Genomic DNA, 25,116 nt, shown 5'->3' on the forward strand with positions numbered 1-25,116 from the left:
CGAAGCGGCAAAGACGAACGCAAGGACCAGCGAACCGAAACGAGCCGTACGCATCATCAGCGATACTCCTCCTGCCTTCGGGCGCACGATATCACGCGCCTCCGGCGGGAACGGCGAACTGTGTGCGTCGATGGCCTGCCGGAGCAGAGGGCGAGATCCGGCAGCGTCAACGCGGGGAGCCGGGGCTCCCGGAGAGCGCCCGGCGCGCGGCCGCCGGAGGGAGCGCGCCCCCGCCGGACCGCCTCCGGCCCGGCCAGGGCGCGCGGCGTCGATCCAACGGCGCGAGCCTGGTTCCCCTCGCCGCGATCTCGACTATGACGCCGGGCATGCGACGCCTCCTGCTCCCCCTCTCCCTCCCCGCCCTGACGCTCGCCGCCGCCTGCTCCGGCGCTCCCCCGGAGCCCGCCCAGACGGTGCCGTCCCCGCGCGCGCACGACGGCCGCCCGCCCGCGGCCGCGCCGTCCCCCGCCGAGGCCGGAGCCGCGGCGCCCACCGCCCCGGAGGCCGGCGCGCCCGCCGCCCAGGCGGGGACGGCCGGCGGGGAGAGCGCCGCCGCGGAGGAGCAGGCGTGCCCGGCCGACATGAAGCTCGTCGAGGGCGAGTACTGCAGCGAGGTCGAGCACAGCTGCCTCCGCAGCTGGTACGACAAGTCGAACAAGAAGACGATCTGCGAGGAGTTCGCCCCTGCCCCGGCCCGCTGCACAGGCGACAAGACGAAGAAGCGCTATTGCATCGACACGTACGAGTGGCCGAACAAGAAGGGGGAGCGGCCCGAGGTGATGAACCGCTTCCACCAGGCGCAGGTCAAGTGCGCCGCCGTCGGCAAGCGCCTCTGCACCGAGTCGGAGTGGACGCTCGCGTGCGAGGGCCCCGAGATGAAGCCGTTCCCTTACGGGTACTCGCGCGACGCGACGAAGTGCAACGGCGACCACCTCTGGGACGATCCCGACATGAAGAAGGTCGCGAAGCGCGATCCGGGCGAGCTGGCCCGCCTCTGGAAGGGGGTGCCGAGCGGGTCGCAGCCCGAATGCATCAGCGACTATGGCGTCGCCGACCTGCCCGCGAACACCGACGAGGTGGTGGCAAGCGAGACGAGCGGCGGCTGGCGCGGCAAGTTCGACAGCGTCCACACCGGCGGCCCCTGGTACAAGGGCGTGCGCAACCAGTGCCGGCCGAAGATCTACACCCACGACGAGGGGTTCTATTATTACTTCCTGAGCTTCCGCTGCTGCGCCGAGCCCGACGGCAAGGCCACCGAGCCGCGGACGCCCCGGCAGGTCCAGGAGGGGTGGGACATGGCTCGGGTCGAGCGGATGGCGCAGTTCACGGTCGAGGAGATGCGCGGGAAGCTCGAGCTCAAGCAGCAGGGCAAGTGCGAGTGCAAGCCGACCGACATCCTGTGCAAGACGATGTGCGGCACGCTGCTCGGGCCGGGCGCGGTGGACGCGACGCCTGGGGGCGGCGCGCCCGCTGCGCCAGGGAGCGGCGAGAAGCGGTGAGCGGCGAGGCGCCTGTCGGGCCTGCGGTGCAGCGCGAAGGGGCCGCCTCCACGCCGCCGCCTGCGGGCTCCGCTACATGCTGGCGTCCGTGAGCATCGCCACGACGCGCTCGATCGACCAGTAGCCTGCCATTGCGCCCATCGCATACACCACGCCGCGCCTCACCGTCGCTGGTTGCGTGGGGACGCGCGCGGCAAGGAAGCGCAGCGCGACCACCAGCGCGATCACGCCGAGCTGCCCTGTCTCCACGCCCACGTTGAAGAACAAGAGCGCAATCGGCACATGCCTCTCCGGCAGCCCGATGTCGAGCAGCGACGACGCGAACCCGAGCCCGTGAAGCAGCCCGAAGGCGAACGTGACGGCCCATGGGGCCCGGCGGGTGAGCGAGTCGGTCGGCCGGATGCACTCGCCGCAGATCAGCACGATCGAGAGCGCGATGGCCGCTTCGACCGGGGGGGCCGGCAGCGTCAACCAGCCAAACACGGCGCAGGCCAGCGTCAGGCTGTGCGCGACCGTGAAGGCCGTGACGGCGCCGAGCAGCTTCCGGCCGCCGCTCACGAGGAGCGTGAGCGCGATGACGAAGAGGAGATGGTCGAACCCGGTCAGGATGTGCTCGACGCCGAGCCACGTGTAATCGACCATGATCGGCCGGAGCGCGCCGAGCCCGGCGGAGGCGGGAATACCGTAGACCAAAAGGCTCGGGTCGTTGCCGGTCAACACCCGGACAAGCCGGCTTCCATTCCGCCACTCGACAACCACCATCACGTTGGTCTCGGTCCCCTCGAGCCAGGGGAGCTCGATGGTGCCGACGAGGCCGTCGTGACCGCAGTCGAGAACTGCTCCGTCGAGCTTGCAGGCCGCGGGGAACACGGCGGGCGTCGCGAGGTCGGCCTGTAGCGCGGACGAGCTCGCCTCCCAGCGTACGGCGAACCGCCCGTCGTGACCTTCCACCTCCGTCAGCGAAAGAAGCGCTGAGTTGAGCGCGTGGCCGGCCGCCGGGACAGGCGCCAGGAGCAGGGCCAGCAAGAACGGCAGGGACCGAGCCAGCCGGAGCAGATGCGAACGATTCAAGGGCTCTCCTTGAACCTGTACTGCGCGAGGAGGCTCTCGACGAACTCGTCGACGGCTTGCTTCTTCCTTGCGGCGGCCCAGTCGATGGTGAGGGTCGCGCGGATCGCCTCGCGGCTGGGCAGCCCCCCGCCTATCTGGTTGACCCGCACGAGCAGCAGGCTGTCCTGGGTCTCCAGGGGCTGCCACGTCGAGAGCGGCGAGCTGCCAATGCTCTCGGCGACCGCGGGTCCGAACTTGGCTGCGAGTGAATCGCGGGTGAGGTTGCCACCCTCGATCGGACGACCGAGCGTCCTTGGGTCCGCACCGTCGGCCAGCGCACGTCGATACGTCGACCGCTGCTCCTCTGCGGCCGGGTCGCTCTTGGAGAAGGCTACGATCTCGAAATCGTACCGGAGCGGCGTTTCGTACTGGCTCCGGTGAGAAGCCAGCCACGCGTCCAGCTCTGCGTCCGTCGGCGCCCGCGCCGCGCTCGGCTGAGCCGCCCGTGTCCGCAGCCTCTCCGCCAATGCGACCCGCACCGTCGCATCCTGCCGATCGAGGCCCTCCCGCAGCGCCTCACGGTAGAGCACCTCGTCCCGCTTCCACCCGTCGAGCGCCGCCGCCAGCTCGGCCTCCGTCGGCGGCCGCCCCATGTTGTCGCGGAACTGCCGTTCCAGGTCCGCCTTCAGGCCCGTGCTGACGACGATCTCCCTGGGATCACCGGCGACAAGCCGGTGGCCGAGGAACAACAGCGCGCCGATGAAGAGGAAATGAATGACCGGTTCGCGGAGCAACCGAGCGAAGCTCCCCATGGTTCTATCGCTGATATCAGGCATGAGACGCGCTCTCGCTGGGGGGAGAGCAGACCCAAACGCTTCGGAGACGTCAAGCCCCAGCTGCGGGACCTGCCCTGGGTGGGGTCGACTACGCCCGAAGCCGCGCCGGTGGCGGCGCGGGGCTTCGGGCGGCTCGCGTCAGGGCGACAGCGTGACGGACTTCGCGTCGAGCGCCACTTCGTAGTAGCCCTGCGGATGCCACTTGAGCGCGACGCCGCCCTGCTTGAGCGTGCCGCCGGTGACCGTCACGCGCACGTACTTCCCCGGCGGGAAGTTCTGGGGGAGCGTCCAGTTGTAGGTCGTGTCGTTCCCGTTCTTGGTGTTGGTGCCGTCGGTGATCGCCTTCTGGCCGCGCCAGTAGGCACCGATCGTCTCCATGGTGCCGATCCACACATCGCCGTATTCCTTGACGGCCTTGACGTGATCGACCCAGGCCTGGAACGGGATGGGCTGATAGGCGCCGTCGCTGCCGCCGGTGAAGCCGTGGATACAGAAGGTGCGCCACTTCTTGCCGCTTCGCGCGCTCGCGACCTCCGCGTCCATCTGCGCCTTGGAGGCGTTGGTCGGGGGAATGTAGGTGGGCAGCTTGAACGGATTGCTGTTGTCGTTCGGGCCGATCAGGGCGTTGGACACGCCGCGATTGATCATGAAGCGCGTCCGGGCGATGCCCTCGTACACATCCGCGCCGTTCGGGGCCGCCATCGTGTACGGCGTGACGTTGAACTTGTCCTTGAGGTCCTTCGTCGCGGCGTCCGTATCGGCGCCGTTGTTGTCCATGCTCGAGTGGCTCCTCGTGTGGTTGGCGAGCTCGTGCCCGTCCATCAGCGCCTTTTGCCACACCGGATTGTTCGCTTCTTGCCTGCCGGTCCAGACGTAGAACGTGAACGGCACGCCGAGGGCGTTCATCGCGTCGTAGTTCTGGATCTGGGTCTGGTTCACGTCGTCGAAGCTGTACGTCACGGCGCCCGCGAAGCCGGCCCAGTCGATGACCTTGAACCCGCCGGCCGCGCCGGCCGGCTTCGGCACGTTGCCAGCGCCGGGCGCCGGCGGAAGGCCGGATTCGGGCGCCTCTCCTCCATCACCGCCACCGCCCGTTCCTGCTCCACCCGTTCCGCCGGTGCCGGCAGGGTCCGAGCCGCCGGTGCCGGCGGGGTCCGCGCCGCCCGTGCCGGCGGGGTTCGAGCCGCCGTCGCCCCCCCCGGCCGACGCCGAGGTCGTGCTGGGATCCGCGCCGCTGGAGGAGGAGCTTCCCGGCGTGCCGCCGCTGCTGCTGCTCGTCGTCTGCTGGCCACCGGTGGTGCCGCTGGAGGTGTCCTCCCCGTCATCGCCGCAGCCGCTGACGTGCAGCGTGCCCAGCAACAACATCGCACCGAGCGCCAAGGATGATGACGCAGGAAAATTCTCGAAGTGGAAGAATCGCGATGATTTGAGCATAGGGTGAGGATACAAAACCCCCGGAAGGCGCTCAAAGGATTATGCACGATGCACGCGGATCGACGCATCGCACGAATGGCTCACATGTTACCAAAAGTAGCGAGCGGCTCACATGTTACCAAAAGTAGCGAGCGGCTCACACGTTACCAAAAGTAGCGAGGGCCACGTCGACGCAGCGCTCCGCCGTATCTTTCTAGCGACGCGGCGACTGCCGGAGCGTACCGGGCTTCGCGTCGGCCTCATGTGCAGCGCTCTCACCCTGACTCGCCAGGTGGTTTCCACCCCCGCCTGGACGATCGGCAAAGCAGACGGGCGGCCCCGTGGTGACGGCTGGAGGAACCGCCCGCCGCGTGGGTCCAAGGGTCCGCTTCACGGATCCCCCGGGTGTCCGAGCAACACGCGTCGACACCATCGATGCAAGCGCACGTCGTCGGTCGCGAACGACCAGCGGGCGGCGAGCCATCGCTCTGCGGGCTCGAACAGCGCGTCGAGGTGTTGCGCCTGCAGCCACTCCCGGGCGAGGCTTCGATCGCGATCCGTGGCAGTCGTGGTGATGAACGGCGTGAGGTAGATGACGGCAGACAACGGATCGAGCCGGGCGTCTCCCACGATGGGTAGGCCCCCGAAGTCGATCACGGCGCTCACCTCCTGGCCTTCGACCAGCACATTGCCTGGATAGAAGTCCATGTGCACGAAGCTCGGTCGCTCCGGCTCGGGCAGCGCGGCGGCCAGACGCGCCGGCTCGATGCCGTCGAACGCGCTCCCGGCGCAGGTCAGGCTCTTCCTTGCGCGCAGCTCGAGGTAGGAGCGGTAAGAGGGCGTACGGATCGGCTCGGCTTCGCAGAGGTCGCCGTACCACGCAGCGCTCACGCGCAGGGCTCTCAGGAGCGTCGAGGTCTCGAGAAAGCGAATGATGAGATGTTCCCGCTCGGCGCCGGCCGCCTCGCCGAGCACCTGCAAGAGGGGCCGCCCGGGGAGCCGCGGCTCGACGGTGATGAGGCGGCCGTGCAGCTCGGTCATCTCCAGGACACGCGGGATCGAGAACGGCACGGCGCTCGCGGGCTGGTGGAAGTCCTCGAGCAGCTGGGCTCGTCGAACCACCGTATCCCGGACGGTCCCAGGGTGGTGGATACGCACGACCCTCTCCATGCCCAGCGCAAACACGCAGGCTTCACCGCCGATGCCGAGCAGCCCATCCCGGGTCAGGCCGAGATGGCTCATCACCTGCAGCAGGGGGGCGTCGTCCTCGATGCTCATCCCGGGGTCCACTGCGGGTGGCCCGTGAACAGGCCGTGCACGAAGCCGATCTCGTAGACAAGGAAGGCGCCGAACGCAAGGCTCAGCAGGCCCGACACGACGCCGAGCCCGCGATGGAGGCGGTCGAAGCGGCGAGCTGCATACGCGAATGGCATCGCGAGAGCGGTCGTGATGAGCTCGCTCGCCCCGGCGCCGCGCGCCCTCAGAAGAACGCCTTCAACAGGCCTATCGCGCCCTGCTTCCAGGGCACGCGATGGGTCACGCCCGAGCGGCTCTCGAACTCGCTCCGGTGCGCCTGGTACCACTCGAGGTTGCGCACGAGCGCGTCCTTGTTCGAGTACCTGGGCGTGAAGCCGAGCACCCGCTCGGCCTTCTCGATCGACACGAACGAGTCCTTCGACGCCGTCTCGTAGACCCACTTGTAGAGCGGCGACACGCCCATCGCCTCGAGCGCGCGCAGGCCGAGCACCGCCGGCGCCGCCGGGAAGGGCACGATCTTCTTGCCCTTGCCCACCGCGTCGAGCACCGCCTGGTAGTCCTCCCCCATGGTGGTGAAGTCCTTCGCGCCGATGTTGAAGGTGTCATTGGCGATCGACGCATCCTTCGTCATGCACAGGGTGATCGCCTCGCAGAGATCGGCCACGTCGAGGAGCTGATAGCGGTTCTTGCCGTCGCCGATCATGGGGAAGCCCTTGCCGTCGAGCGCCCAGTCGTAGAGCAGGGCGAAGACCCCGAGCCGCTCCGGGCCGATGAAGGACTTGGGCCGGATGATGGGCACCACGAGCCCCCGGCCGCGCTCCTCCAGGCACACGACCTCGGCCTGGATCTTGGCCTGCCCGTACGGGCCCACGCCGTCGAGCCGGTCGTCCTCGCAGAGCGGGTGGTGATCGGGGATGCCGTACACGGCCGTGGAGGAGATGTGCACGGCGCGCTCGACGCCGTGGCGGCGCGCGGCGCTCATGACCAGGCGCGTGCCGATCACGTCGGTCGTGTAGATCTCCTCCGCCGTGTACAGGGGCAGCGCGGCCGCCGTGTGCACGACGAAGTCATGCCCCTTCACCGCCTCGTCGACGACCGCCGCGTCGCGGATGTCCCCGCGCACCTCGCGGATGCGCGACCGCTCGGGGTAGTCGAAGTCCAGGAGATCGAGCGACGTGACGTCATAGCCGCGCTCGAGCAGGTGCCGCACCAGATTGATCCCGAGGAAGCCCGCGCCGCCCGTGATCAGGACCTTCTTCTTGCTCATCGTCTTGCAACCTCGCTTCAGGGATAAGGAAAGCCGCCGGCCCTCACGCGCCGCGCGCCTCGATGATGGCCCGCGCCTCGGCCGGGTGGCGCTTGCACTCGAGCAGCGCTCCGAGCAGGAGCGGCGCCACGATGGTGGCGTCCGACTCGATCACGAACATGGGCGTGTCCTCGGTCAGCTTGTCCCAGGTGATCTTCTCGTTGGGCGTGGCGCCGGAGTACGAGCCGTAGGACGTCGTCGAGTCGGAGATCTGGCAGAAGTAGGCCCAGGGCCGTGCCGGCTCTTCGAGGTCGTACTTGAGCGACGGCACCACGCAGATGGGGAAGTCCCCCGCGATGCCCCCGCCGATCTGGAAGAACCCCACGCCCGCGCCTGCGCTGAGCGCGCGGTACTGATCGTACAGCGCGGCCATGTACTCGATGCCCGACTTCACGATGCTCGCGCTGCACTCGCCCCGCCTCACGTAGGACGCGAAGATGTTGCCGAAGGTCGAGTCCTCGTGGCCCGGGACCACCAGCGGCAGCCCGGCCTCCGCGGCGGCGAGCAGCCAGCAGTCCTCGGGCGGTCCGCGGTGGAGCGCGGGCTCGACCGCCCGGACCAGATCGTAGAAGTACTCGTGCCAGAAGCGGCGCTCGCCGCTCGCCGTCGCCCGCTCCCACATGGGGACGATGTGCTTCTCCACCGCGCGGAAGGCCTCGTCCTCGGGGATGCTGGTGTCGGTCACGCGCCGCATCCGGTTTTCGAGGATCCGCGTGTCGTCCTGCTTGGTGAGGTAACGGTAGTCGGGGAAGTCGCGGTAGCCGTCATGCGCCACGAGGCGAAACAGCGACTCCTCCAGATTGGCGCCGGTCACGGACATGCCGTGGATCAGGCCGGCGCGGATGGCCGGCGCCAGCGTGATACCGAGCTGGGCCGAGGACATCGCCCCGGCCACGGCCCAGAACATCTTCCCCCCGCGCTCGATGTGCTCCCAGTACGCGAGGAGCGCGTCGCGCGTCGCGCGGGCATTGAAATTCTTGTAGTTGCGGAGAACGAACGTGAGGAGGGGCAGCGTCGTTGATGCCGACTTCGTCTCAGCCATGTTTTTCCGAGCCTTGGCGACCACGGAGGTCGTCCCGGTGGTCTCGGGTCGCGCAGGCCACCAGGGACGCGCTACGGACCGGCGCAGGCCGGGCCGCCATCGCAGCGTCGGGTGGCTTCGGGGGGACCGTAGCATGAATCGCGTGGATCGTGTCAAGCCGGGAGGGAGCCATGCAGGAGACTAGAGCGACAAACGGGTTGAAACCCCGAGAAAAAGCAGGAATTTCACAGGGAGGCGAGGAGGCGGGGAGCGAGAGACGGCGAGAAGGAGAGATTCTTTTTTTCTTCCTCCCCGCCTCCTCGCCTCCCTGTGAAAATTCTCCGGGTTTCAACATGATTGGTGTTCTGGCCGTTCTCGCGACAGCTGTTCAAGGAGCCGGAGCTCGCACTGGCGATCGTCGTTCTGGCGGGCAATGAGGAACATCCTCACCCCGGGTTGCCTTTCCTTCTCCCGCCGGGCTGCTGGCGCGGCTCCACGCCAGCGGCGCGCCGCCCTGTCCGGGCCGCCCGTTGCGGCGGGTCGACCTTGCCCATCGCCCCGCAGGCGAGCTCGGGCAGGGTCGCCTTCATCCATGCGGGGTCCACGGCGCCTGGCGCGGAGAGGTAGGCGCGGCAGGCCTGGTGCGCCGGCCCGAGCAGCACCACGTCGACCATCAGCTCGGAGGAGCGCGCCCCGGAGAAGACGCCGAGCTCGGAGAGGTGCGCCATGATCTCCGCCTTGAGCCGCGCCTTGGTCTCCCGGAGCGCGGCGCGGTGATGCCCGTCGAGCTCCAGCGCGAGCGCCTGGTACATGAAGCGCGCCTCGCCCTCGTGGTCGAACACCCAGGTCAAGTGCGCCTCCACCAGCGTCCGCACCGCCGAGCGCGCCGTCCTGGCGGCGAGCACGCGCGCGGTCACGTGCCCCACCAGCCGCTCGAAGGTCCGCTCCAGCAGCGCCGCCACGAGCGCCGGGAAGTCCTCGAAGAGGTGGTACACGCTCGAAGGGCTCGCGCCCGCCTCCTTGCGGACGTCCTCGATGCCGGTGCGCAAGAGGCCCCGCTGCTCGAAGCAGCGGAGCGCCGCGTCCAGGAGCGCCTCCCGGCGGGCCACGCCGTTCTGTCGAGCCACGGCCATGGCCCCTCCCCTACCCCAGCCGCGCATCGCTGGCCAGCCGGCCCAACTGGAGGATTCTTCCAGTTTCATCTTGGAAGATTCTTCCATTTTGTTTACCTTCCTGTCGAAAGCGAGGTGTCGCATGGAGCTGGGGCTGGAGAAGAGGGCCGCGCTGGTGACCGGTGGCTCGCAGGGGATCGGCAAGGAGGTGGCGTTGCAGCTCGCGGCCGAGGGGGCCCGCGTGGCGCTCACCTACCGGAGCGAGCGGGAGAAGGCCCGAGAGGTCGTCCGGGAGATCGAGGGGCGAGGCGGCGAGGCGGTCGCGCTGGAGCTCGACCTCGGGTCGGTCGAGTCCGTCAAGGCGGCCGTCGCGGCCACCGTGGCGCGCTTCGGGCAGATCGATGTGCTCGTCAACAACGCGGTCCGCTGGAGCGAGCGCTTGCCCTGGGAAGCGCCGCGCTTCGAGGACATCCCGCTCGCGGAGTGGCAGGGCGTCATCCACGACAACATCGACGGCGCCTTCGCCGCCATCCAGGCCGCGGTGCCCTCGATGCGGGCCCGCGGATGGGGGCGGATCGTCAATATCTCCTCGGGCGTGGCGCTCGACGGGGTGGTGGGCGCAGGGCCGTATGCCGCCGCCAAGGCGGCGCTCCACGGGCTCACGTCCGTCCTCGCGCGCGAGCTCGGACCGCACGGGATATTGACCAACGTGGTGGTGCCGGGCTTGACGCTGACCGACCGGGTGAGCGCGCAGGCATCACCGGAGCTCGTCGCGCAGCGCGGGAAGGCCTATCCCGTGGGGCGGCTGCTGCGGCCCGAGGAGGTGGCGCCGACGATCGTCTTCCTGTGCTCGGCGGCGAACACCGCGGTCACGGGGGAGATCGTCCGCGCGAGCGGGGGCCGGCCGATGTAACCGAGGTAACTGACACCCACCGGTCACGGCGCCTGCGCGCCGTCCACCACGGCTGCGAACTCCGGATCGGTCAAGCTCTTCATGAAGGCCACGACATCCGCCTTCTCCTCCGGCGTGATGGTGAAAGCCCTGACGAGCGTGCTCTTGTTCGGGTTCTCGCTGCCCACGCCCGCGAACGGCCCGTCGTCGATGGTCCTGCCTCCCGCGGCGTAGTGGTCGACGACCTCCTCCAGGGTGGCCACGCTCCCGTCGTGCATATAGGGCGCCGTCAGCTCGACGTTGCGCAGCGAAGGAACGCGGAACTTCCCCTTGTCGGCCGGGTCGCCGGTGAACTCGAACAGCCCCTCTCCGCCGGATGGATAGTCCCCGTCCGAGCCGAGGTTGTAGAGGCCGGTGTTGTGGAAATCCATCTCGGCCTGCTTCGTCTCGGCGCTCCGGAAGGCGGTCGTGAAGTTGATCCCGCTGTGGCAGTGATAACACTCGAGCCGCTCGGAGAAGAAGAGGTCCATGCCGCGCAACGCCGCCTCGGACATCGCGCCCGCCTCTCCGCCGTACGTGTACCGATCGTACGCGGAGCGCCCGGAGAGGAGCGTCCTCTCGAACGTCGCGATCGCCTTCACGACGGTATCGAACGTGATCGGCTCGCTCTCGCCGGGGAAGGCGGCGACGAACGCGGCCTTGTACGCCTCGTCGCCGCGGAGCCGGCCGAGAACGACGTCCTCGGCGCCGGTGATCCCGAGCTCGACCGGGTTCTCGCCGAACATCGGGACGAGCGCCTGCTCCTCGAGCGACGACAGCGTGGGGTTGCCCCACGTGAGCAGCGGGAAATAGGCGACATTGGCCAGCCCCATCGCGTTGCGCGGGATCGTGTCCCCTGTCGAGCCGGTCGGGGTGGGCTTGCCGTCGGCAAACCCCCTGTCGCGCTCGTGACACGAGGCGCACGCCATGGTCCCGTTGCCCGACAAGCGCTCGTCGAAGAACAGGGCGCGCCCGAGCGCGACCTTCGCCTCGGTCATCGGGTTGTCGGGCGGCACCCACGGCTTCGGGAAGCCGACGGGCAAGGCGAGCTCGTAGCCGTCGACCGGCAAGGTCGCTTCCGTCTCGCCCCCACACGACGCCGCCGCGAGCGCGACGAGCGCCGCCGACGCGATTGCGCGGATCACTCCAGCAGAATGCGGCGCTGTTCGTTGTGACACAGATTACACGCTCCTGAGATGGATGGAAACGGCATCTCGTTCGTCCCCTCGCCGTCCTGGGACCGCAGGAAGAAATACAGCGCTTGGTCCGGGAAGGGCAGCGGCTCGGTCGTGAAGAAGTTCCCGTTCCCGTCGATGGCGACCGAGAGCACGAGATCTCCCTCGCCTCCGCCGGCCGTGCGGAGCTCGACCGTTCCGCCCGTCACCGGCGTGCCCGATGGCGCATACACCGTCCCGGCCGTGGTGAAGAGCCCCTTGCCAGGCCCGTGGGGCTGATGGCAGCCGATGCAGTTCTGCCCCATGTTGTGGCTGCGCTTCTCGACAGCGGCGCTGATGTTCTCCACGTCGAGCGCCGGATCGCGCTCGAAGCGGGGGTCGCCCGGGAGGATCTCCGCGTCGCTCGGCTCGTCCATGTCCTCGTCGGAGGCACCGCAGCCGGCAAGTGCACAGACCCATAGCGACGCGAGCAGGCAGGTCGCCGTTCTGAGGATGTACATCTCACTCCACCCGGAAGGCGGTCTGCGCAGCGGACGGGTTCACGCCATCGAAGCCCATGCCAAGCGCGTTGAAGACGGGCGGGCACTCTGGATCGCCCTCGAACGACATGCAACCGGAGGTGCGATCCGTCTCGCCGTCGACCTGGTGGTCGAGGTCGGACTCGGCATAGAATCTGGCGATGTCGAAGACGATGGTGCTCGACTCCGGGTCGACCCCGTCGATGCGTATATCGGCGAGGTTGTCAGCGGCGCACGAGTAACCCTCGCTCACGGTACCCTCGCACTTCGTACCCCCGAGGTGGAAGAAGTAGGTCGGGTTCATCGTCGAGATGAGGTCGAGGCGCACGAACTTGTAGCCGCCCTTCCACGACCACCACATGCCGGGAATGTTCAGGGGCGCCGGGGCCGTCGCCGCGTCCAGGTGGTTCATCTCCGGGGGCAAACCCACGTTGAACCTGACACCGGCGTAATCGCCGGCGGGCGCGGTGCCAACAACCTCGGTCCTCGTCTCCGGGCTGCCGGTCTCACATGAGCCCGTGCCGTCCTCGAAGTCGAGGAACGCGATCTTGTCGCGCTGCCATTGGCCATCCTGCTCCAGCGCGAGGGGCTCCTCGGACCCGTCGCCGTGAACAAGCCGGACGTCGTAGACGTACATGCGAAAATCGAGCGCATTGACCGACGATCCGGTCGTGCCGACTCCATCGAACGTGTCAGTGCAGGAGAACGGCCTGTCGCCGACCTTAGCGGCGAAGCGCAGCGCGAACGTCTTCGAGATGACGTCCTCATCGCTCCCGCCGCATCCGCTCAGAGCCGCGAGACAGGCCACGCCAAGGAACGTGACACGAGCCATTGAACAAACCATCAGGCAACCTTTCAAGCTACGAGGCCACAACGTCGTCACCACCGCACCGGAGCGGAGCCTACTCGAAGCTCGGCTCTCCTGCGTGCAGCAAGTTGTCGCACCCTGCAGCCATCCTTCAAGGGGAGCCGGTGATATCCGGGCGAAGAGTTTCCGCCGCGGCCACTGCGCCGCGGTCATCACAAGATGTCCCTGCTGAGCCTCCTCTCCAATCAACCGGGAAGACGGGTGCGCTCATGCGTCGCGCTCCCGGAGCTCGTCGTCGAGGCGCTCGTCGTACTCGTCGCGAGCAGCCGTGACGGTGCCTCCGGACGGAGCGGCCTGCGCTGCGTTGCTCCGCCACGATCGCAACAGGGCGAAGATCCCGAGAAAGGTCGCTGCGATGCCCAGCATCAATGCCAGCGCGACCTGGCCGAGCGTGCCTGACGAGGGCGCCGCACGGAGGCGCTCGCCGTAACGCGCCACGAGGTCCTGCTCGATGGCATCGGCCGCCTCGCCCCGACGGAGACGCGCATGGATCTCGCGGCGAAGATCGCGCGCCAGCTCCGATTCGTGGACATCCAGCGTCTGATCCCAGCAACAAGGCGCGAGCAGACGCGCCGCGAGCGCCCTCTCGCCAGGCGCCGGGGTCGAGTCGACGAGCTCGGAGGCCGCCTGGCTGGGCGGCGCGGGCTCGGCCCTGCCGGTGAGCGCCACGCCAGCGAGGGCGACGGCCAGCGCGGCCACGCGGCGCCAGCGCGAGCTCTGCGGCGACCGGAGCCCCACCGGTCCGCTTCCCTTTCGCGCGCCGTGAGGGAAACGGGCCGGGTCATTGGCAGGCCCGTCCTGGTCTCGCTGGATCATCGCGAAACAGGCTAGCGTCGCCCGCTGCCGAGGTCCTGCGACACGATGTCGCGCTTGTCGCAGCGCGGCGATGTGCGCGCCGAAGGCCGGATTACGGCTGCATGGTTCGACGAGGTGCGACACCTTGACGCATTGCCCACCGGCACCACGAGCCCCCGGCCACGCTCCTCCAGGCACACGAGCTCGGCCTGGATCTTGGCCTGCTCGTACGGGCCCACGCCGTCGAGCCGTGCGTCCGGCATTATGCCCGGCCCTTTGTACTGCCGATTCATGCAGGGTTGGAGGACCTGTCAGCCAGTCGCTGGATGAGAGCGCGATCCCGACAAGGCGGCGCAGATGAGACGCGAAGTCGAAGCGCAGCGCGCGACAGAGGATGATTACTTCATGAACGTCACGCGGCCCAGGATTCGGGAGTGGTGGACCAGACGCAAGAGCGACGAATAGCGAGCGTGTAGAGGAGCGGGAACATCCATTGACGGACATGGGGAAAACTTGAGCGAGGGCGCGCTGCCGGCCAACCAGACGCTGCTGCTGACGATCACCCTCCCTCGCCGCGCTCGGTCTGACGCTCGAACGCCGGTACGTTGTGCTGCCGAGCCGCGAAGGTTCGCGTTGCACTGTCACCATGGGCATGTGCGGGGACGTTGGAACAGAGGGGGCGCTGCTTGAACGCGCAGCGGCGCCCACGCATGGCGCGTCGCGGAAGTCGTCGGCGCCCAGACTCCCCCGTCCGGTCGTCGGGGATACCCATGGGCCCAAATCCTGCTACAATCCCGACATGCCGTCCAGGAATGCCGTGCTCGCCGAGGCGCTGCAACTTCCGGCGGAGGAGCCAGCAGACGTCGCGAATCGCTTGCTCGCGAGCCTGGACGGACCCGCGGACGAGGACGTTGAGGCTGCCTGGCTCGCCGAGGTTGAGCGACGTCTCCAGGACGTCGACCGCGGCACGGCGAAGGTCGAGCCCTGGGACGCTGTCCGGGAGCGGCTCGCCAGGCGTCTCCGCACGGTCCGCCAATGAGCGGTCGGCGTTCTGTAGCCGCCCACTCATCGCCATGGGGTGGCTCCTTGCGGCTCTGGCCGGGGTCGGCGATGCTGGGCGCGGAGCGGCGCCGGCCCGCCGGGCGCACGGGACGACGAACGGCGAAGCGCTCGTCTGGGATACGAGGTCCTATCTTCGGGTGCAGGCCCTGCTGGACCGGACGAAAGCGTGCTTGCCGATGGACGACCCGATGGCGATGGGTCGACCATCGATGGATCAACCGGGGTCTGGTGGCAACCCGGGTAGGGTCAACAGGCCGAGTATGTCGTAGAGGTCTCCCCCTCGAACGCACGGAGTCAGTATGCCGGGAGATGGTCTATTTTCTGCGGGATGGTGGCTCAGGCTGTTCTTCTGGCACGCGGCGGTCGGTCTGCTGCTCATGCTCGCAGGCGGGCTGTTCAAGGCGAGCTTGATGATCTTGATCGGAATAGGGCTCTGCGTGCCGTTCCCTCTGATGCTCTTCCTGGTGATCGTCGTGCGCGGTACGGTCCTGCTGCTGGATAAAATCAGAAACGGCACAGAAGGCGGGAGAGAGTAGCTCGCGCCAAGGCGCACGGGATCGAGGTGGTCCGCGCCCTCGGCGGAGCGGCGCGATGATTCCGGCGGGCGTGCAGGTGTTCGTCACGCTGGATCCGGTGGACATGCGTTACCGCTTCGAGCGGCTTTCGGGTCTGATTCGCGAGCGCGTGGGTTAGAGGCGCGGTGCGGGGCACTTTTCGCGTTCGTCGGCAAGCGGCGGACCACCATCAAGATCCGCTTCTTAGAGCGACGAAGGCTCCAGCGGCTGTTCGTCGACGTAGTCGCACGAGCAGTCCAGCAGGCGCCGACGTGACGCGGGGCCGTTCCCGCTCCCCCTCACCGTGCCTCCCGCGCCTCCGCCACCACGAGCGCGCTCTTCCGCCCCACCCGGTACGTCCTCACCGGCTCCCCCCGGACGATCCGGTCGTGCTCGCTCCAGCGCGCGGCCTCCCCTTCCGCGACGCGCCGGGCGGCGCGCTCGGCGAGCCGCTCGGCGATGCGCTCCACCCCGCGGCGGACGTTCGCGCGCTGCGAGCGCTCATCGGCGACGCGCACCGTGATCCCGCTCGGCCGGTGGTGGATCCGGACCGCCGACAGGGTCTTGTTCACGTGCTGCCCCCCCGGCCCGCTCGCGCGGCAGGCCGATATCTCGAGCTCGCCGAGATCCACGCCCTCGCCCGCGCCCGTCCCGGCGTCCGCCCCCGCAGCGTGGACCGCCACCCCCGCGAACCACCGCTTGCGCGCCGCCTTCCCCCGCGCAGCGCTCCGCTCGACCAGCGCGTGTGTCCCGAGCTCGCCCTCCAGGCAGCGCCGCGCGTCGCCCTCCACCAGGATCTCGACCGAGGCCGGCGCGTCCTCGTCGCCGTGCAGCGTGACGTCGACCACCGCGAGCCCGCGCTCCTGGCAGAGCGCCTCCATGCGCTCGGCGAGCCGCGCCACGAAGCGCCGCACCTCGACCGGCCCCCGCCCCGCGCTGATCTGCACCCACGACCGGCTCATCGCTTCACCGTGAGCACCGGCACGAGCGGCGCGACCGCCGTCGCCAGGCCGGCCTCGACAAGGCTCTCGATCACCGGCTCGATCGGCTTGTACGCGTCCGGGTGCTCCTCGAGCAGCAGCGCCGGATCGTCGCACACAACGCGGCCGCCGAGCTCCGTGCGGGCGAGCTCGCGCCGCCGGTACCTGGCCGCGATCTTCTCGCGCGCCTCGCTGCGCGCCATCTTGCGGCCCGCGCCGTGCGCGACGGAGCGCAGCCCCGCCTCCGCGTCGCACGAGCGCATCACCCACGACGGCGCGCCGCGCGACCCGAGCACCACGGTGAAGTCGCTGCCCCGGGCGGGCGCCGCGCCCTTGCGGTGCACCCACGCCAGCTCGCCGCCCACGGCCTCGCGCGCGACGTCGTTGTGGGTGAGGTCGAGCCCGCCCGTGATCGTCGACGCCCGCGAGGCGCCGAGCGCGCGCAGCATCCGGTACGCGAGCAGGAGCCGGTTCGCCCGCGCGAAGCGGCACGCGCCGGCGAGCTCGCCGAGGTACGGCTCGGCAGCGTCCCCCTCGAGCACCGCGCCGCCCCAGCGCTGCCCCAGCGCGCCGCCGAGCCCGCGCGAGCCGGAGTGCGCCACGACGACGAGCTCCCCCGCGGAGAGGCCGAGGGCCTTCGCCGCCGCAGGGTCCCGCAGCGCGCCGACCCGGGCGACCTCGAGGAAGTGGTTCCCCCCGCCGACCGAGCCGAGCGCGCCCTCGTAGCCCGCGCGGTACGGCGAGGCGTCCCCGCTCGGGCGAAGGCCGTCCTCCGGCTCCGCCACCGCGAGCCGCGCGAGCGCCTCGGGCACGCCGTCGACCTCGGCAAAGCCGCGCGCGCCGCGCTCCCAGACCCGCTCGAACACCGCCCGCGGGTCGCACTCGGCGAGCGGCTCGTCGTCCATCGCCTGCCGGGCGCGCCGCTCGAGGACGTCCGGCGCCACGCGGCCGATCGACGTCGCGACGAGCCGCACGCCGCAGCCGGCGTCGCCGCCGATGAGCTCCGGGACGACCCGGTCCGCGAAGGCGAAGGCCGCGCCGATGGGGATGCCCCGCCCGGCGTGCAGGTCCGGCATGCCCACGGCGCGGACGCAGCCCGGCAGCGCGGCGACGCGCGCGAGCTGCTGGACGGCGTTGCCCTCGAGCCAGACGTCGTCGCGGGCGACCAGGCGGGCGTGGGCAGGAAGGACTGCGCTGTCGGCGGGGGCTTTCATCGAGATCTCCGGGGCAGGAGGCAAAGGCAGGCGCAAACGCGGATGGGAACGGGAATGCCCATGGGAATGCGGAGGAGACTTGCGGCTTCCGTGCCAGCGCGCGGCCCGCGGCGACGCCGGCAGAACGCCTCAACATGGTGCGCCGTGCACCAGATAAAGTGGTACATCGTGCACCACGTCTGGTGTACGGTGCACCAGTGAATCGCCTCCTCCTCACCTGGTCGGACGCGGGCACGCTCGGGCCGGCGCCGGCGCACCACGGCCGCCGGCCCGAGGGCGATCGCGGGCCGGTGCTGCGGCTCCTCGACCAGGAAGAGAGCCGCTACGACGCGATCGTGGTCCTCACCATCCCGGCGGGCGAGGCGCCGTCGCGGGCGCTCGTCGAGCAGGCGCGGGCCCGCGCGCCGCGGATCGAGCTCCGGGTCGTGGACGTCGACGATCCGTCGGACCACGCGAAGCTCTTCCGGGCGCTCGGGAAGCTCTCGGCGCAGCTCAAGCGCGCCTTCCCGCAGGCGGCGTGGGCGACGGACGTCCTGCTCTCGGCCGGCACGCCGCAGGCGCAGACGCTCTGGGTCATCCTGGTGCAGGCGGGGATCCTGCCGGCGCGCATGCTCCAGGTGATCCCGGCGGCGTTCGTGCCGCACCCGCACCCGCGGCCGGTGCGCGAGGTCCGGCTCGACATCGAGGGTTTCCCGGAGATCCGCGCGCTGCGCGAGGAGGTCGTGCGCCTGCGGGCCGAGGCGCGCACGCGCGACACGGTGCTCGTGGGCGAGAGCGAGCCGATGCGCTTCCTCCGCGCCCGCATCGCCCGGGTCGCCGCGACCGACGTGCCGGTGCTGATCGTCGGCGAGACCGGGACCGGAAAGGAGCTCGCGGCCAGGGCGATCCACGAGCACAGCCCGCGCGCGAAAGGGCCGTTCATCGCGGAGAACTGCAGCGTCTTCGCCGAGGGCGTGCTCGCGAGCGAGCTGTTCGGCCACGAGGCGGGGGCCTTCACCGGGGCCGCGGGGCGGCGGCGCGGCGTCTTCGAGCAGGCGCACGGCGGGACGCTGTTCCTCGACGAGATCGGCGAGCTGTCGCCGCGGGTGCAGGCGTCGCTGCTGCGCGTTCTCCAGGACGGGACGCTGCGGCGGGTGGGCGGCGAGGCGAAGATCGAGCTGGACGTCCGCGTCCTCGCGGCCACCCACCGCGACCTCGCGGCGATGGTCGAGGAAGGGACGTTCCGCGAGGATCTGTACTACCGGCTCCGCGGCGCGATCATCGAGGTTCCCCCGCTTCGTGCGCGGGGTGGCGACATCGAGGTGCTCGTCGGCGCGTTCCTCGACGAGGTGCAGTCGCGGCGCAAGGGGCGCGGGCTCGAGGTGACGCGCGAGGCGCTGAGGAGCCTTTACCAGCACGCCTGGCCGGGCAACGTGCGCGAGCTGCGCGCGGAGGTGCAGCGGTGGGGCGTGTTCTGCGAGCACACGGTCGACGTGGGCGATCTCGCGCCGGAGATCGCGTCGCCGGCGGCGCGGCCCGCGAGCGGCGGCGCAGGCGGGATCGCGCGAGCGCCGGAGTCGGAGGCAGGCGGCGAGGAGGTCGCGCCGCTCGCGGAGGCCGTGGCGTCGGCCGAGCGCGCCGCGATCGGGCGCGCGCTCGAGGTGCACCAGGGCAACCTCTCGCGCGCGGCGCGCGCGCTCGCCATCGACAGGAACACCCTGAAGCGCAAGATGGCGGCCTATCGCCTCGGCAAGGGGGCGCCTGCGCGCTCGACGATCCGAAGAAGCTGAAGCTGCCGCCGCTGCCGAACAAAGAGAAGAAGAAGACGAACGATCGCTGATACCGCGAACGGCGCCCGGGCCGCCGGCGCCAGCAGCGATGTCCTCGATGTCCCGAGGCTGGGCGCTTGAAGCCCGGAGAGCCGATGCCTACGCCAGGTGCACCCACGAGCGCGCGCGCCTGGTTCACCGCTTGCATTGCCCTGTCGAGCAAGCTGGGAGGTCGTGCGAATGCTGGCGCTCACATACCATGGGCCGAAGAACGTCCGCGTCGAGGAAAACCCGGAGCCTCGGGTTCAACACCCGAACGACGTGGTCCTGCGCGTGAGTCGCGCCACGATCTGCGGCTCGGATCTGCACCTCTATCATGGCTACGTGCCTGACACGCGCGTGGGGACCATCTTCGGCCATGAGTTCACCGGCGTCGTGGAGGAGCTCGGGGCCTCGGTGCAAACGCTGAAGCGCGGCGACCGCGTCGTGGTGCCCTTCAACATCGCCTGCGGGACGTGCTTCTTCTGCCAGCGAGAGCGCACCTCCGCCTGCGAGAACACGAACCCGCTCACCACGCTCGCCAGCGGGATCTTCGGTTATTCACACACGACCGGCGGCTACCAGGGCGGCCAGGCCGAGCGCGTCCGCGTCCCCTTCGCCGACGTCGGCCCCATGAAGATCCCCGACGACCTCTCGGACGAGGACGCGCTCTTTCTCTCGGATATCCTCCCCACGGGGTACCAGGCCGCGGAGATGGGGGACATCGGCCCCGCGGACACCGTGGCCGTCTTCGGCTGCGGGCCCGTCGGCCTCGTGGCCCAGCGGTGCGCATGGCTCCTCGGCGCGCGCCGGGTCATCGCCGTCGATTCGGTCGGTTACCGCCTCGATTTCGCGCGCCGGCACAACAAGGCAGAGACGCTCGATTTCAGCGAGACCCCGGATGTCGTGTCCGCGCTCCGGGACATGACCGACGGCCGCGGGCCGGACGTCTGCATCGAGGCGGTCGGCCTCGAGGCGAACGGCTCTGCGCTGCACGACGTGCTGGGCAAGGCGCTCAAGCTCGAGGCCGGGTCGCCCGTCGCCCTCAACTGGGCGATCCAGTCGGTCCGCCGCGGCGGGAGGGTCTCGATCGTCGGCGTCTACGGGCCGCCGTGGAACCTCCTCGACGTGGGCGCGGCCATGAACAAAGGCCTGACGATCAAGACCGGGCAGTGCGACGTGAAGCGGTACATGCCCCGCCTGCTCGAGCACATCCGCAGCGGGAACATCGACCCGAGGGCGCTCATCACCCACCGCGCCCCGCTCGAGGCGGCCGCGGAGATGTACCGGGTGTTCGCGGCGAGGACCGACGGGATCCTCAAATGCGTGCTCATTCCGCGGGGGGCCAAGTGAACTCCGTCATCGAGGAGGAGGCGATCATGGAAGCCGAGATCGTGCTGCCGAGGGAGCTGCCGTACTGGGGAGTCGACCTTTGCCTCGAGGACAGGCCCGGCGTCCCGAGGGAGGTGCCGCCGCGCCTCCTGGAGAGCGCGCACTGGCTCGAGCCCGAGCAGCAGCCGATCGAGGGGCCGCTGCTCAGGCACCCCGGGCGCGCCCGCCCGACGCCGGTGTTCAGCACCGCATTGCCGCCGAGAGGAGCGAGCGGCGCGCTGCGCCGCGTCGCCTACAAGGTCCCGGATCACCGGCTCTCCCACTGGGTCGCGCTGTTCATCGCGGATCGGGTCGACGTGATCGAGAGCCTCCCTCTCCTGTTGAAGAGGCGGGCCGTCAGGGCAGGCAAGCCCAGGCGCACGGCGTCACAACGCGCGTGACGAAAGGCGTGCTCGCGCCGATCCAGCGTGGCACACGCGATGCCGGATCGGGACCAGGGCCCCCCGGGGCCATGGCGAGATGCGAGGAGCCGAGCGCATGCGCACTGGATGGATGGAAGCTGAAGGCCAGGAGAGCTCGGGCATGCGGCGCGTGATGTCCGGCGCCGCCGAGCAGGCGGCATGAACGCCGCCGACGCGCTCGTGCTCTTCGGAGCGACAGGCGACCTGGCCTTCAAGAAGATCTTCCCGGCGCTGGCCGGGCTGATCCGCCGCCGCAAGCTGGAGGTGCCGATCGTCGGCGTGGCCAAGAGCCCGTGGAGCCTCGATCAGCTCTGCGCCCGCGTCCGCGAGAGCCTCGAGCGGGCGGGCGCGTTCGAGGCGGGCGTGTATCGCGAGCTGTGCGCGCGGCTCTCGTACGTGAGCGGGGATTACGCCGATCCGGCGACGTTCCACCGCCTCCGCGAGCGGCTCGGCACCGCCCAGCGGCCGCTCCACTACATGGCCGTGCCGCCCGACCTGTTCGAGGAGGTCGTCAAGGCGCTCGACCGCTCCGGGTGCGTGCGGCGAGGGCGGCTCGTCGTCGAGAAGCCGTTCGGCCACGATCTGGAGTCCGCTCGGGCGCTCTACCGCACGCTCGCGAGCGTCTTTCCGGAAGAGGAGATCTTCCGGATCGACCACTTCCTCGGCAAAGAGCCTGTCCAGAACATCGTTTACTTCCGCTTCGCGAACGCGCTGCTCGAGCCGGTCTGGAACTCCCACCATGTCGAGAGCGTCCAGATCACCATGGCCGAGCGGTTCGGCATCGAGGGCCGCGGCCGGTTCTACGACGCCACCGGGTGCATCCGCGACGTCCTGCAAAACCACCTCCTGCAGGTGGTCGCGTGCCTCGCCATGGATCCACCGCCGTCCGGGGACGCGGACGCCGTGCGCGCGGAGCGGGTCCGGCTGCTGCGGGCCATCGCGCCGCTCGATCCGGCGCATGTCGTCCGCGGTCAATACAACGGGTACCGCGGCGAGCCGGGCGTCGCGCCAGGGTCGCAGGTCGAGACGTTCTGCGCCGCGCGGCTCCGCATCCACACCTGGCGCTGGGCGGGCGTGCCGTTCTGCATCCGCGCTGGCAAGCGCCTCGCCGTCACGGCGACCGAGGTGATCGTCCTGCTGCGGCGGCCTCCGCACGCCGTGTTCGAGGATGTCGGGCGCGGGGCTCCAGACTACGTGCGCATCCGGCTCGCCCCGGCCCCGGAGCTCGCCGTCGGCGTGCGGATCAAGGCGCCCGGCGAGCTGATGGCCGGACAGCCGACCGAGCTGCTCGTGGCGAGCGACCTGTCCGAGGCGCTGGGGCCCTACGAGCGGCTCCTCGGCGATGCGCTCGCCGGCGATCCGACCCTGTTCGCGAGCCAGGCCGAAGTGGAGGCGCAATGGGCCGTGGTCGATCCGGTCCTGGACCAGGCGACGCCGCTCTCGCCCTATGAGCCGGGCAGCTGGGGCCCAGCCGAAGCCGACCGCCTCGTCGCCGACCTCGGCGGGTGGCGTACGCCCTCGCTGGCCACCCCGCTGGCGAGGAGAGCCGCATGACCGCGATTCGCGTGCTGCTCGCCGATGTGGACGGCGCGCTCCTCACGCCCGACGGCGTGCTCACCCCCAGAGCGGAGCAGGCGGCGAGTCGGCTCCGCGACGCCGGGATCGACCTCGCGCTGATGAGCAGGCGCTCGCCGCGCGGCCTGCGCGTCCTGCTCGGGCGGCTGGGGATCGCGACGCCGGTCGCCGCGTTCGGCGGCGCCATGCTGGTGCGGCCGGATCTCTCCGTCATCGAGCAGCACCCGCTCGACAACGGCGCGGCCGCGGTCGTCATCGCGACCCTGGAGCGACACGGCGCCGCGGTCTGGGTCTACCAGGGCGACGACTGGCTGGTGCGCCGCGCCGACGCGCCGCACGTCGCGCGCGAGCAGGCGGTCGCGCAGTGTGTCCCCAGGGTCGTCGAGCGCTGGGAAGGCGTCGTGGACAGCGCGGTCAAGATCGTCGGCGTCAGCGACGACGCCGGGGTGCTGGAGCGCGGCGAGTCGGACCTGCAGGGGGCCTGCGCGTTCTTCTCTGCGTCGCGCCCCGTGCCCCATTGCATCGAGGTGATGCACCCGCGGGCCAACTCCGGAGAGGTCGCGAGGACCCTCTCGGCGCGCCTCGGCCTCTCCGGCGCGGCCATGGCCGCGATCGGCGAGCTGCCCGACCATGTGCTCATGTTCAGGGAGAGCGGGCTCAGCATCGCCATGGGGCAGGCGCGCGCCGTCGTGCAGCGGCAAGCCCACTTCATCACGCTGTCGAACGCCGACGAGGGCTTCGCGCACGCCGTCGAGACGTGGCTGCTCGCCACGAGCGGTGGTGGCCAGTGAGGGACGAGCGTTAGGCGCGGTCTCCGGCCCGGGGCGCCTGTCACATGCTGGCCACCGGCCGCTGTCGCGCGGCGGTGCCGATCAGCAGCATCGACGTGCCGCTGACGAGGACGTTGACGCCCACGAGCAGCCCGATCGCCCACGCCGCGGTGCTCGGCCAGCGCCACCAGATCAGGACCCCGAGCGCCAGCGCGAGCAACCCGTCGAACAGGAGCCAGCCCCAGGCGGGCATCTCGCGGTGCTGGAGCGCGCGGACGATCTTGAGGAAGCCTTCCACGAAGAAGAAGGCCGCGAGGATCAAGGTCAGCGTGACCGTGCCCGTCAACGGGAAGACCACGATCAGGACGCCCGCGGCGATCTGGAGCAGGGCGCTCGCGAGCGACCAGCCGGAGTTGGCCCATCGCCGGTGCTGGATGGCGTGGACGCCCTGGAAGAGGCCGCTCGCCACCAGCACGGCCCCGATGGCGACCGCCGTGACCAGCGAGGCGATCACGGGCATGAGGATCGCGAGAGCGCCAAGCACCAGAAGGGCGATGCCGAGCCCGATGAACGAGCCGCGGTTCTCCCGCAAGGTATGGGGCTCGACCAGTTGCAATCCGAAGCTCGTCGTGCGAGCAGAGTCCTCCCAGCGATCAGCCATGTATGTACCCTCCTCTTCCCGGAGCTGGAGTTTCGCCGTAACGTAAATGGAAGCCCAGCGCCTCACCGGCGTGCCTGCTCGCCGCAACGAGCGCCACGCGCTCCGCCGAGAGCGCATGAGCCGGGCGGGGCACGGCAGGGGTCGGGCCACGGCGAACAAGGTGCCGCCCCCGAGCGGTGTCAAGTGACTCCAGAGCGGCCGGCCTCGCGTGCCCGTGATCGGGTTGCTCACCCCCTCACGCCCAGGGGATGGTCGGCGGCCCTCTCCGCGGCGTCGTTCTACCAGCGATCCGCGCGGCCGGGCCGCTCAGCCGGCGAGCCAGCGCAGGAGCGCCCGCCCGCGCTCACTCGTACCACGTCGGCACGATCTCCCGCACCTCGGGCAGCGCGGCGATACGACAGACCTGGTCCCATGCCGCGTCCTCGAGCGCGCCATGGCGCGCGGTGCACTCGGCGTCTCCCGTGGGGAAGAAGTACAGCGTCTCTGCGGGCACATCGCACCTGGCGCGCCCCCTCGACGAGCCGGCCCGGATCGCGGGCGCGATGCCCCGCACGCGCGCGAGGAGCGCCGCGTCGTCCGACGGCAGGCAAAACTCCAGGGATCCATCGTTCACGCACCCCGTTTCCCTGGTGAACGCGAGCTTCTGGGTCGGGCACGTCGGCGCAGGGGGCGGAGGCCCCTCGACGACCCCGTCCCCCGGCGTGGACGGCGGCGCCGACGTACAGCTCGCCAAGCACGCTATCAGCCAACGAGAGATCGCGAATCGTCGCATGGATCCACTCCCCGTGTGCTCCGGCGGCCCACCTGCAGCCGATATCGCATAGACGCTGGGACTGTCAACCCGGCGGTCCTGCAGTTTGGGCTTGACGTCTCCAAGACGTTTGGGTGTGCTTTCCCTCGGCCTCGGCGGGCTTCAACCTCGACGACCTCGGGCTGGTG

General features: G+C 70.1%; 26 protein-coding genes. 9 read left to right on the forward strand and 17 right to left on the reverse strand.

The features are described from left to right. Positions 1–326: 326 nt before the first annotated feature. Positions 327–1,499: an SUMF1/EgtB/PvdO family nonheme iron enzyme gene (locus WMF12_RS36410; RefSeq protein WP_437852617.1), complete on the forward strand. Its 1,173-nt coding sequence runs from the start codon at positions 327–329 to the stop codon at positions 1,497–1,499. 72 nt (positions 1,500–1,571) lie between these two features. On the opposite strand, the gene WMF12_RS36415 is transcribed toward WMF12_RS36410, so the two are convergent. From WMF12_RS36415 to WMF12_RS36450, 8 genes are all read right to left on the reverse strand, one after another. Next, on the reverse strand, positions 1,572–2,570 hold the full coding sequence (locus WMF12_RS36415; RefSeq protein ID WP_437741309.1) for a HupE/UreJ family protein: 999 nt from the start codon (positions 2,568–2,570) through the stop codon (positions 1,572–1,574). Continuing rightward, a complete protein-coding gene (locus WMF12_RS36420; protein ID WP_437852619.1) occupies positions 2,567–3,385 on the reverse strand; it encodes a peptidyl-prolyl cis-trans isomerase in 819 nt (272 codons plus the stop codon). The genes WMF12_RS36415 and WMF12_RS36420 overlap by 4 nt, the downstream gene beginning before the upstream one ends. Before the next feature lie 138 nt (positions 3,386–3,523). Next, positions 3,524–4,750, reverse strand: coding sequence for a polysaccharide deacetylase family protein (locus tag WMF12_RS36425; protein ID WP_437852621.1), 1,227 nt, complete (start codon positions 4,748–4,750; stop codon positions 3,524–3,526). Between the two features lie 438 nt (positions 4,751–5,188). After that, positions 5,189–6,076, reverse strand: a complete 888-nt coding sequence (locus WMF12_RS36430; protein WP_437852623.1) for a phosphotransferase family protein — start codon at positions 6,074–6,076, stop codon at positions 5,189–5,191. Further along, entirely contained in the window at positions 6,073–6,231 is a 159-nt protein-coding gene (locus WMF12_RS36435; RefSeq protein WP_437852625.1) for a hypothetical protein, read from the reverse strand. Before WMF12_RS36435 ends, WMF12_RS36430 begins: the two co-directional genes overlap by 4 nt. Before the next feature lie 47 nt (positions 6,232–6,278). Further along, on the reverse strand, positions 6,279–7,322 hold the full coding sequence (locus WMF12_RS36440; RefSeq protein ID WP_437741314.1) for an NAD-dependent epimerase/dehydratase family protein: 1,044 nt from the start codon (positions 7,320–7,322) through the stop codon (positions 6,279–6,281). A gap of 43 nt (positions 7,323–7,365) precedes the next feature. Then, positions 7,366–8,403, reverse strand: a complete 1,038-nt coding sequence (locus tag WMF12_RS36445; RefSeq protein ID WP_437852627.1) for a deoxyhypusine synthase family protein — start codon at positions 8,401–8,403, stop codon at positions 7,366–7,368. Positions 8,404–8,828: 425 nt separating this feature from the next. After that, the gene (locus WMF12_RS36450) at positions 8,829–9,515 is read right to left on the reverse strand and encodes a TetR/AcrR family transcriptional regulator (protein WP_437852629.1); all 687 of its coding nucleotides are present in this window, start codon (positions 9,513–9,515) and stop codon (positions 8,829–8,831) included. A gap of 121 nt (positions 9,516–9,636) precedes the next feature. Between WMF12_RS36450 and WMF12_RS36455 the strand changes: the two genes are divergently transcribed. Next, positions 9,637–10,407 (forward strand): SDR family NAD(P)-dependent oxidoreductase, encoded by a 771-nt coding sequence (locus WMF12_RS36455; protein ID WP_437741317.1) that lies wholly within the window; start codon positions 9,637–9,639, stop codon positions 10,405–10,407. Positions 10,408–10,430: 23 nt separating this feature from the next. On the opposite strand, the gene WMF12_RS36460 is transcribed toward WMF12_RS36455, so the two are convergent. The 5 genes from WMF12_RS36460 to WMF12_RS36480 all read right to left on the reverse strand — a co-directional run bounded on the left by WMF12_RS36460 (position 10,431) and on the right by WMF12_RS36480 (position 14,044). Next, positions 10,431–11,570, reverse strand: coding sequence for an MbnH family di-heme enzyme (locus WMF12_RS36460; protein WP_437852631.1), 1,140 nt, complete (start codon positions 11,568–11,570; stop codon positions 10,431–10,433). Further along, positions 11,567–12,100, reverse strand: coding sequence for a hypothetical protein (locus WMF12_RS36465; protein WP_437852633.1), 534 nt, complete (start codon positions 12,098–12,100; stop codon positions 11,567–11,569). The genes WMF12_RS36460 and WMF12_RS36465 overlap by 4 nt, the downstream gene beginning before the upstream one ends. A 1-nt stretch (position 12,101) precedes the next feature. Continuing rightward, the gene (locus WMF12_RS36470; RefSeq protein ID WP_437852635.1) at positions 12,102–12,950 is read right to left on the reverse strand and encodes an MbnP family copper-binding protein; all 849 of its coding nucleotides are present in this window, start codon (positions 12,948–12,950) and stop codon (positions 12,102–12,104) included. Between the two features lie 243 nt (positions 12,951–13,193). Continuing rightward, on the reverse strand, positions 13,194–13,724 hold the full coding sequence (locus WMF12_RS36475) for a cytochrome c-type biogenesis protein (protein WP_437852637.1): 531 nt from the start codon (positions 13,722–13,724) through the stop codon (positions 13,194–13,196). 89 nt (positions 13,725–13,813) lie between these two features. Continuing rightward, positions 13,814–14,044 (reverse strand): hypothetical protein, encoded by a 231-nt coding sequence (locus WMF12_RS36480; RefSeq protein WP_437852639.1) that lies wholly within the window; start codon positions 14,042–14,044, stop codon positions 13,814–13,816. 536 nt (positions 14,045–14,580) lie between these two features. Here WMF12_RS36480 and WMF12_RS36485 point away from each other — a divergent pair. Continuing rightward, a complete protein-coding gene (locus tag WMF12_RS36485) occupies positions 14,581–14,820 on the forward strand; it encodes an addiction module protein (RefSeq protein WP_437852641.1) in 240 nt (79 codons plus the stop codon). 322 nt (positions 14,821–15,142) lie between these two features. Beyond that, on the forward strand, positions 15,143–15,379 hold the full coding sequence (locus WMF12_RS36490) for a hypothetical protein (protein ID WP_437852643.1): 237 nt from the start codon (positions 15,143–15,145) through the stop codon (positions 15,377–15,379). 317 nt (positions 15,380–15,696) lie between these two features. Here the strand turns inward: WMF12_RS36490 and WMF12_RS36495 are convergent, their stop codons facing one another. Further along, the gene (locus tag WMF12_RS36495; RefSeq protein WP_437852645.1) at positions 15,697–16,359 is read right to left on the reverse strand and encodes a peptide chain release factor-like protein; all 663 of its coding nucleotides are present in this window, start codon (positions 16,357–16,359) and stop codon (positions 15,697–15,699) included. Then, positions 16,356–17,591, reverse strand: coding sequence for an RtcB family protein (locus WMF12_RS36500; protein WP_437852647.1), 1,236 nt, complete (start codon positions 17,589–17,591; stop codon positions 16,356–16,358). Before WMF12_RS36500 ends, WMF12_RS36495 begins: the two co-directional genes overlap by 4 nt. Before the next feature lie 197 nt (positions 17,592–17,788). Here WMF12_RS36500 and WMF12_RS36505 point away from each other — a divergent pair, with 197 nt between their 5' ends. The 5 genes from WMF12_RS36505 (at position 17,789) to WMF12_RS36525 (ending at position 23,537) form a co-directional block, all read left to right on the forward strand. After that, entirely contained in the window at positions 17,789–19,360 is a 1,572-nt protein-coding gene (locus tag WMF12_RS36505; protein ID WP_437852649.1) for a sigma-54 interaction domain-containing protein, read from the forward strand. A gap of 219 nt (positions 19,361–19,579) precedes the next feature. Then, complete coding sequence (locus WMF12_RS36510; RefSeq protein WP_437852651.1) at positions 19,580–20,731, forward strand: zinc-dependent alcohol dehydrogenase; 1,152 nt, start codon at positions 19,580–19,582, stop codon at positions 20,729–20,731. Between the two features lie 26 nt (positions 20,732–20,757). After that, a complete protein-coding gene (locus tag WMF12_RS36515) occupies positions 20,758–21,150 on the forward strand; it encodes a hypothetical protein (protein WP_437852653.1) in 393 nt (130 codons plus the stop codon). A gap of 180 nt (positions 21,151–21,330) precedes the next feature. Next, the gene (gene zwf, locus WMF12_RS36520) at positions 21,331–22,725 is read left to right on the forward strand and encodes a glucose-6-phosphate dehydrogenase (protein ID WP_437852654.1); all 1,395 of its coding nucleotides are present in this window, start codon (positions 21,331–21,333) and stop codon (positions 22,723–22,725) included. Further along, positions 22,722–23,537: an HAD hydrolase family protein gene (locus tag WMF12_RS36525; protein ID WP_437852656.1), complete on the forward strand. Its 816-nt coding sequence runs from the start codon at positions 22,722–22,724 to the stop codon at positions 23,535–23,537. Before zwf ends, WMF12_RS36525 begins: the two co-directional genes overlap by 4 nt. Positions 23,538–23,577: 40 nt before the next feature. On the opposite strand, the gene WMF12_RS36530 is transcribed toward WMF12_RS36525, so the two are convergent. Together WMF12_RS36530 and WMF12_RS36535 are read right to left on the reverse strand one after the other, a co-directional pair. Next, complete coding sequence (locus WMF12_RS36530) at positions 23,578–24,177, reverse strand: HdeD family acid-resistance protein (protein ID WP_437852658.1); 600 nt, start codon at positions 24,175–24,177, stop codon at positions 23,578–23,580. 343 nt (positions 24,178–24,520) lie between these two features. Further along, the gene (locus WMF12_RS36535; protein ID WP_437741334.1) at positions 24,521–24,949 is read right to left on the reverse strand and encodes a hypothetical protein; all 429 of its coding nucleotides are present in this window, start codon (positions 24,947–24,949) and stop codon (positions 24,521–24,523) included. Positions 24,950–25,116 lie beyond the last annotated feature (167 nt).

It is taken from the genome of Sorangium sp. So ce363 (assembly GCF_051520435.1).
Lineage (GTDB): Bacteria > Myxococcota_A > Polyangia > Polyangiales > Polyangiaceae > Sorangium > Sorangium cellulosum_B.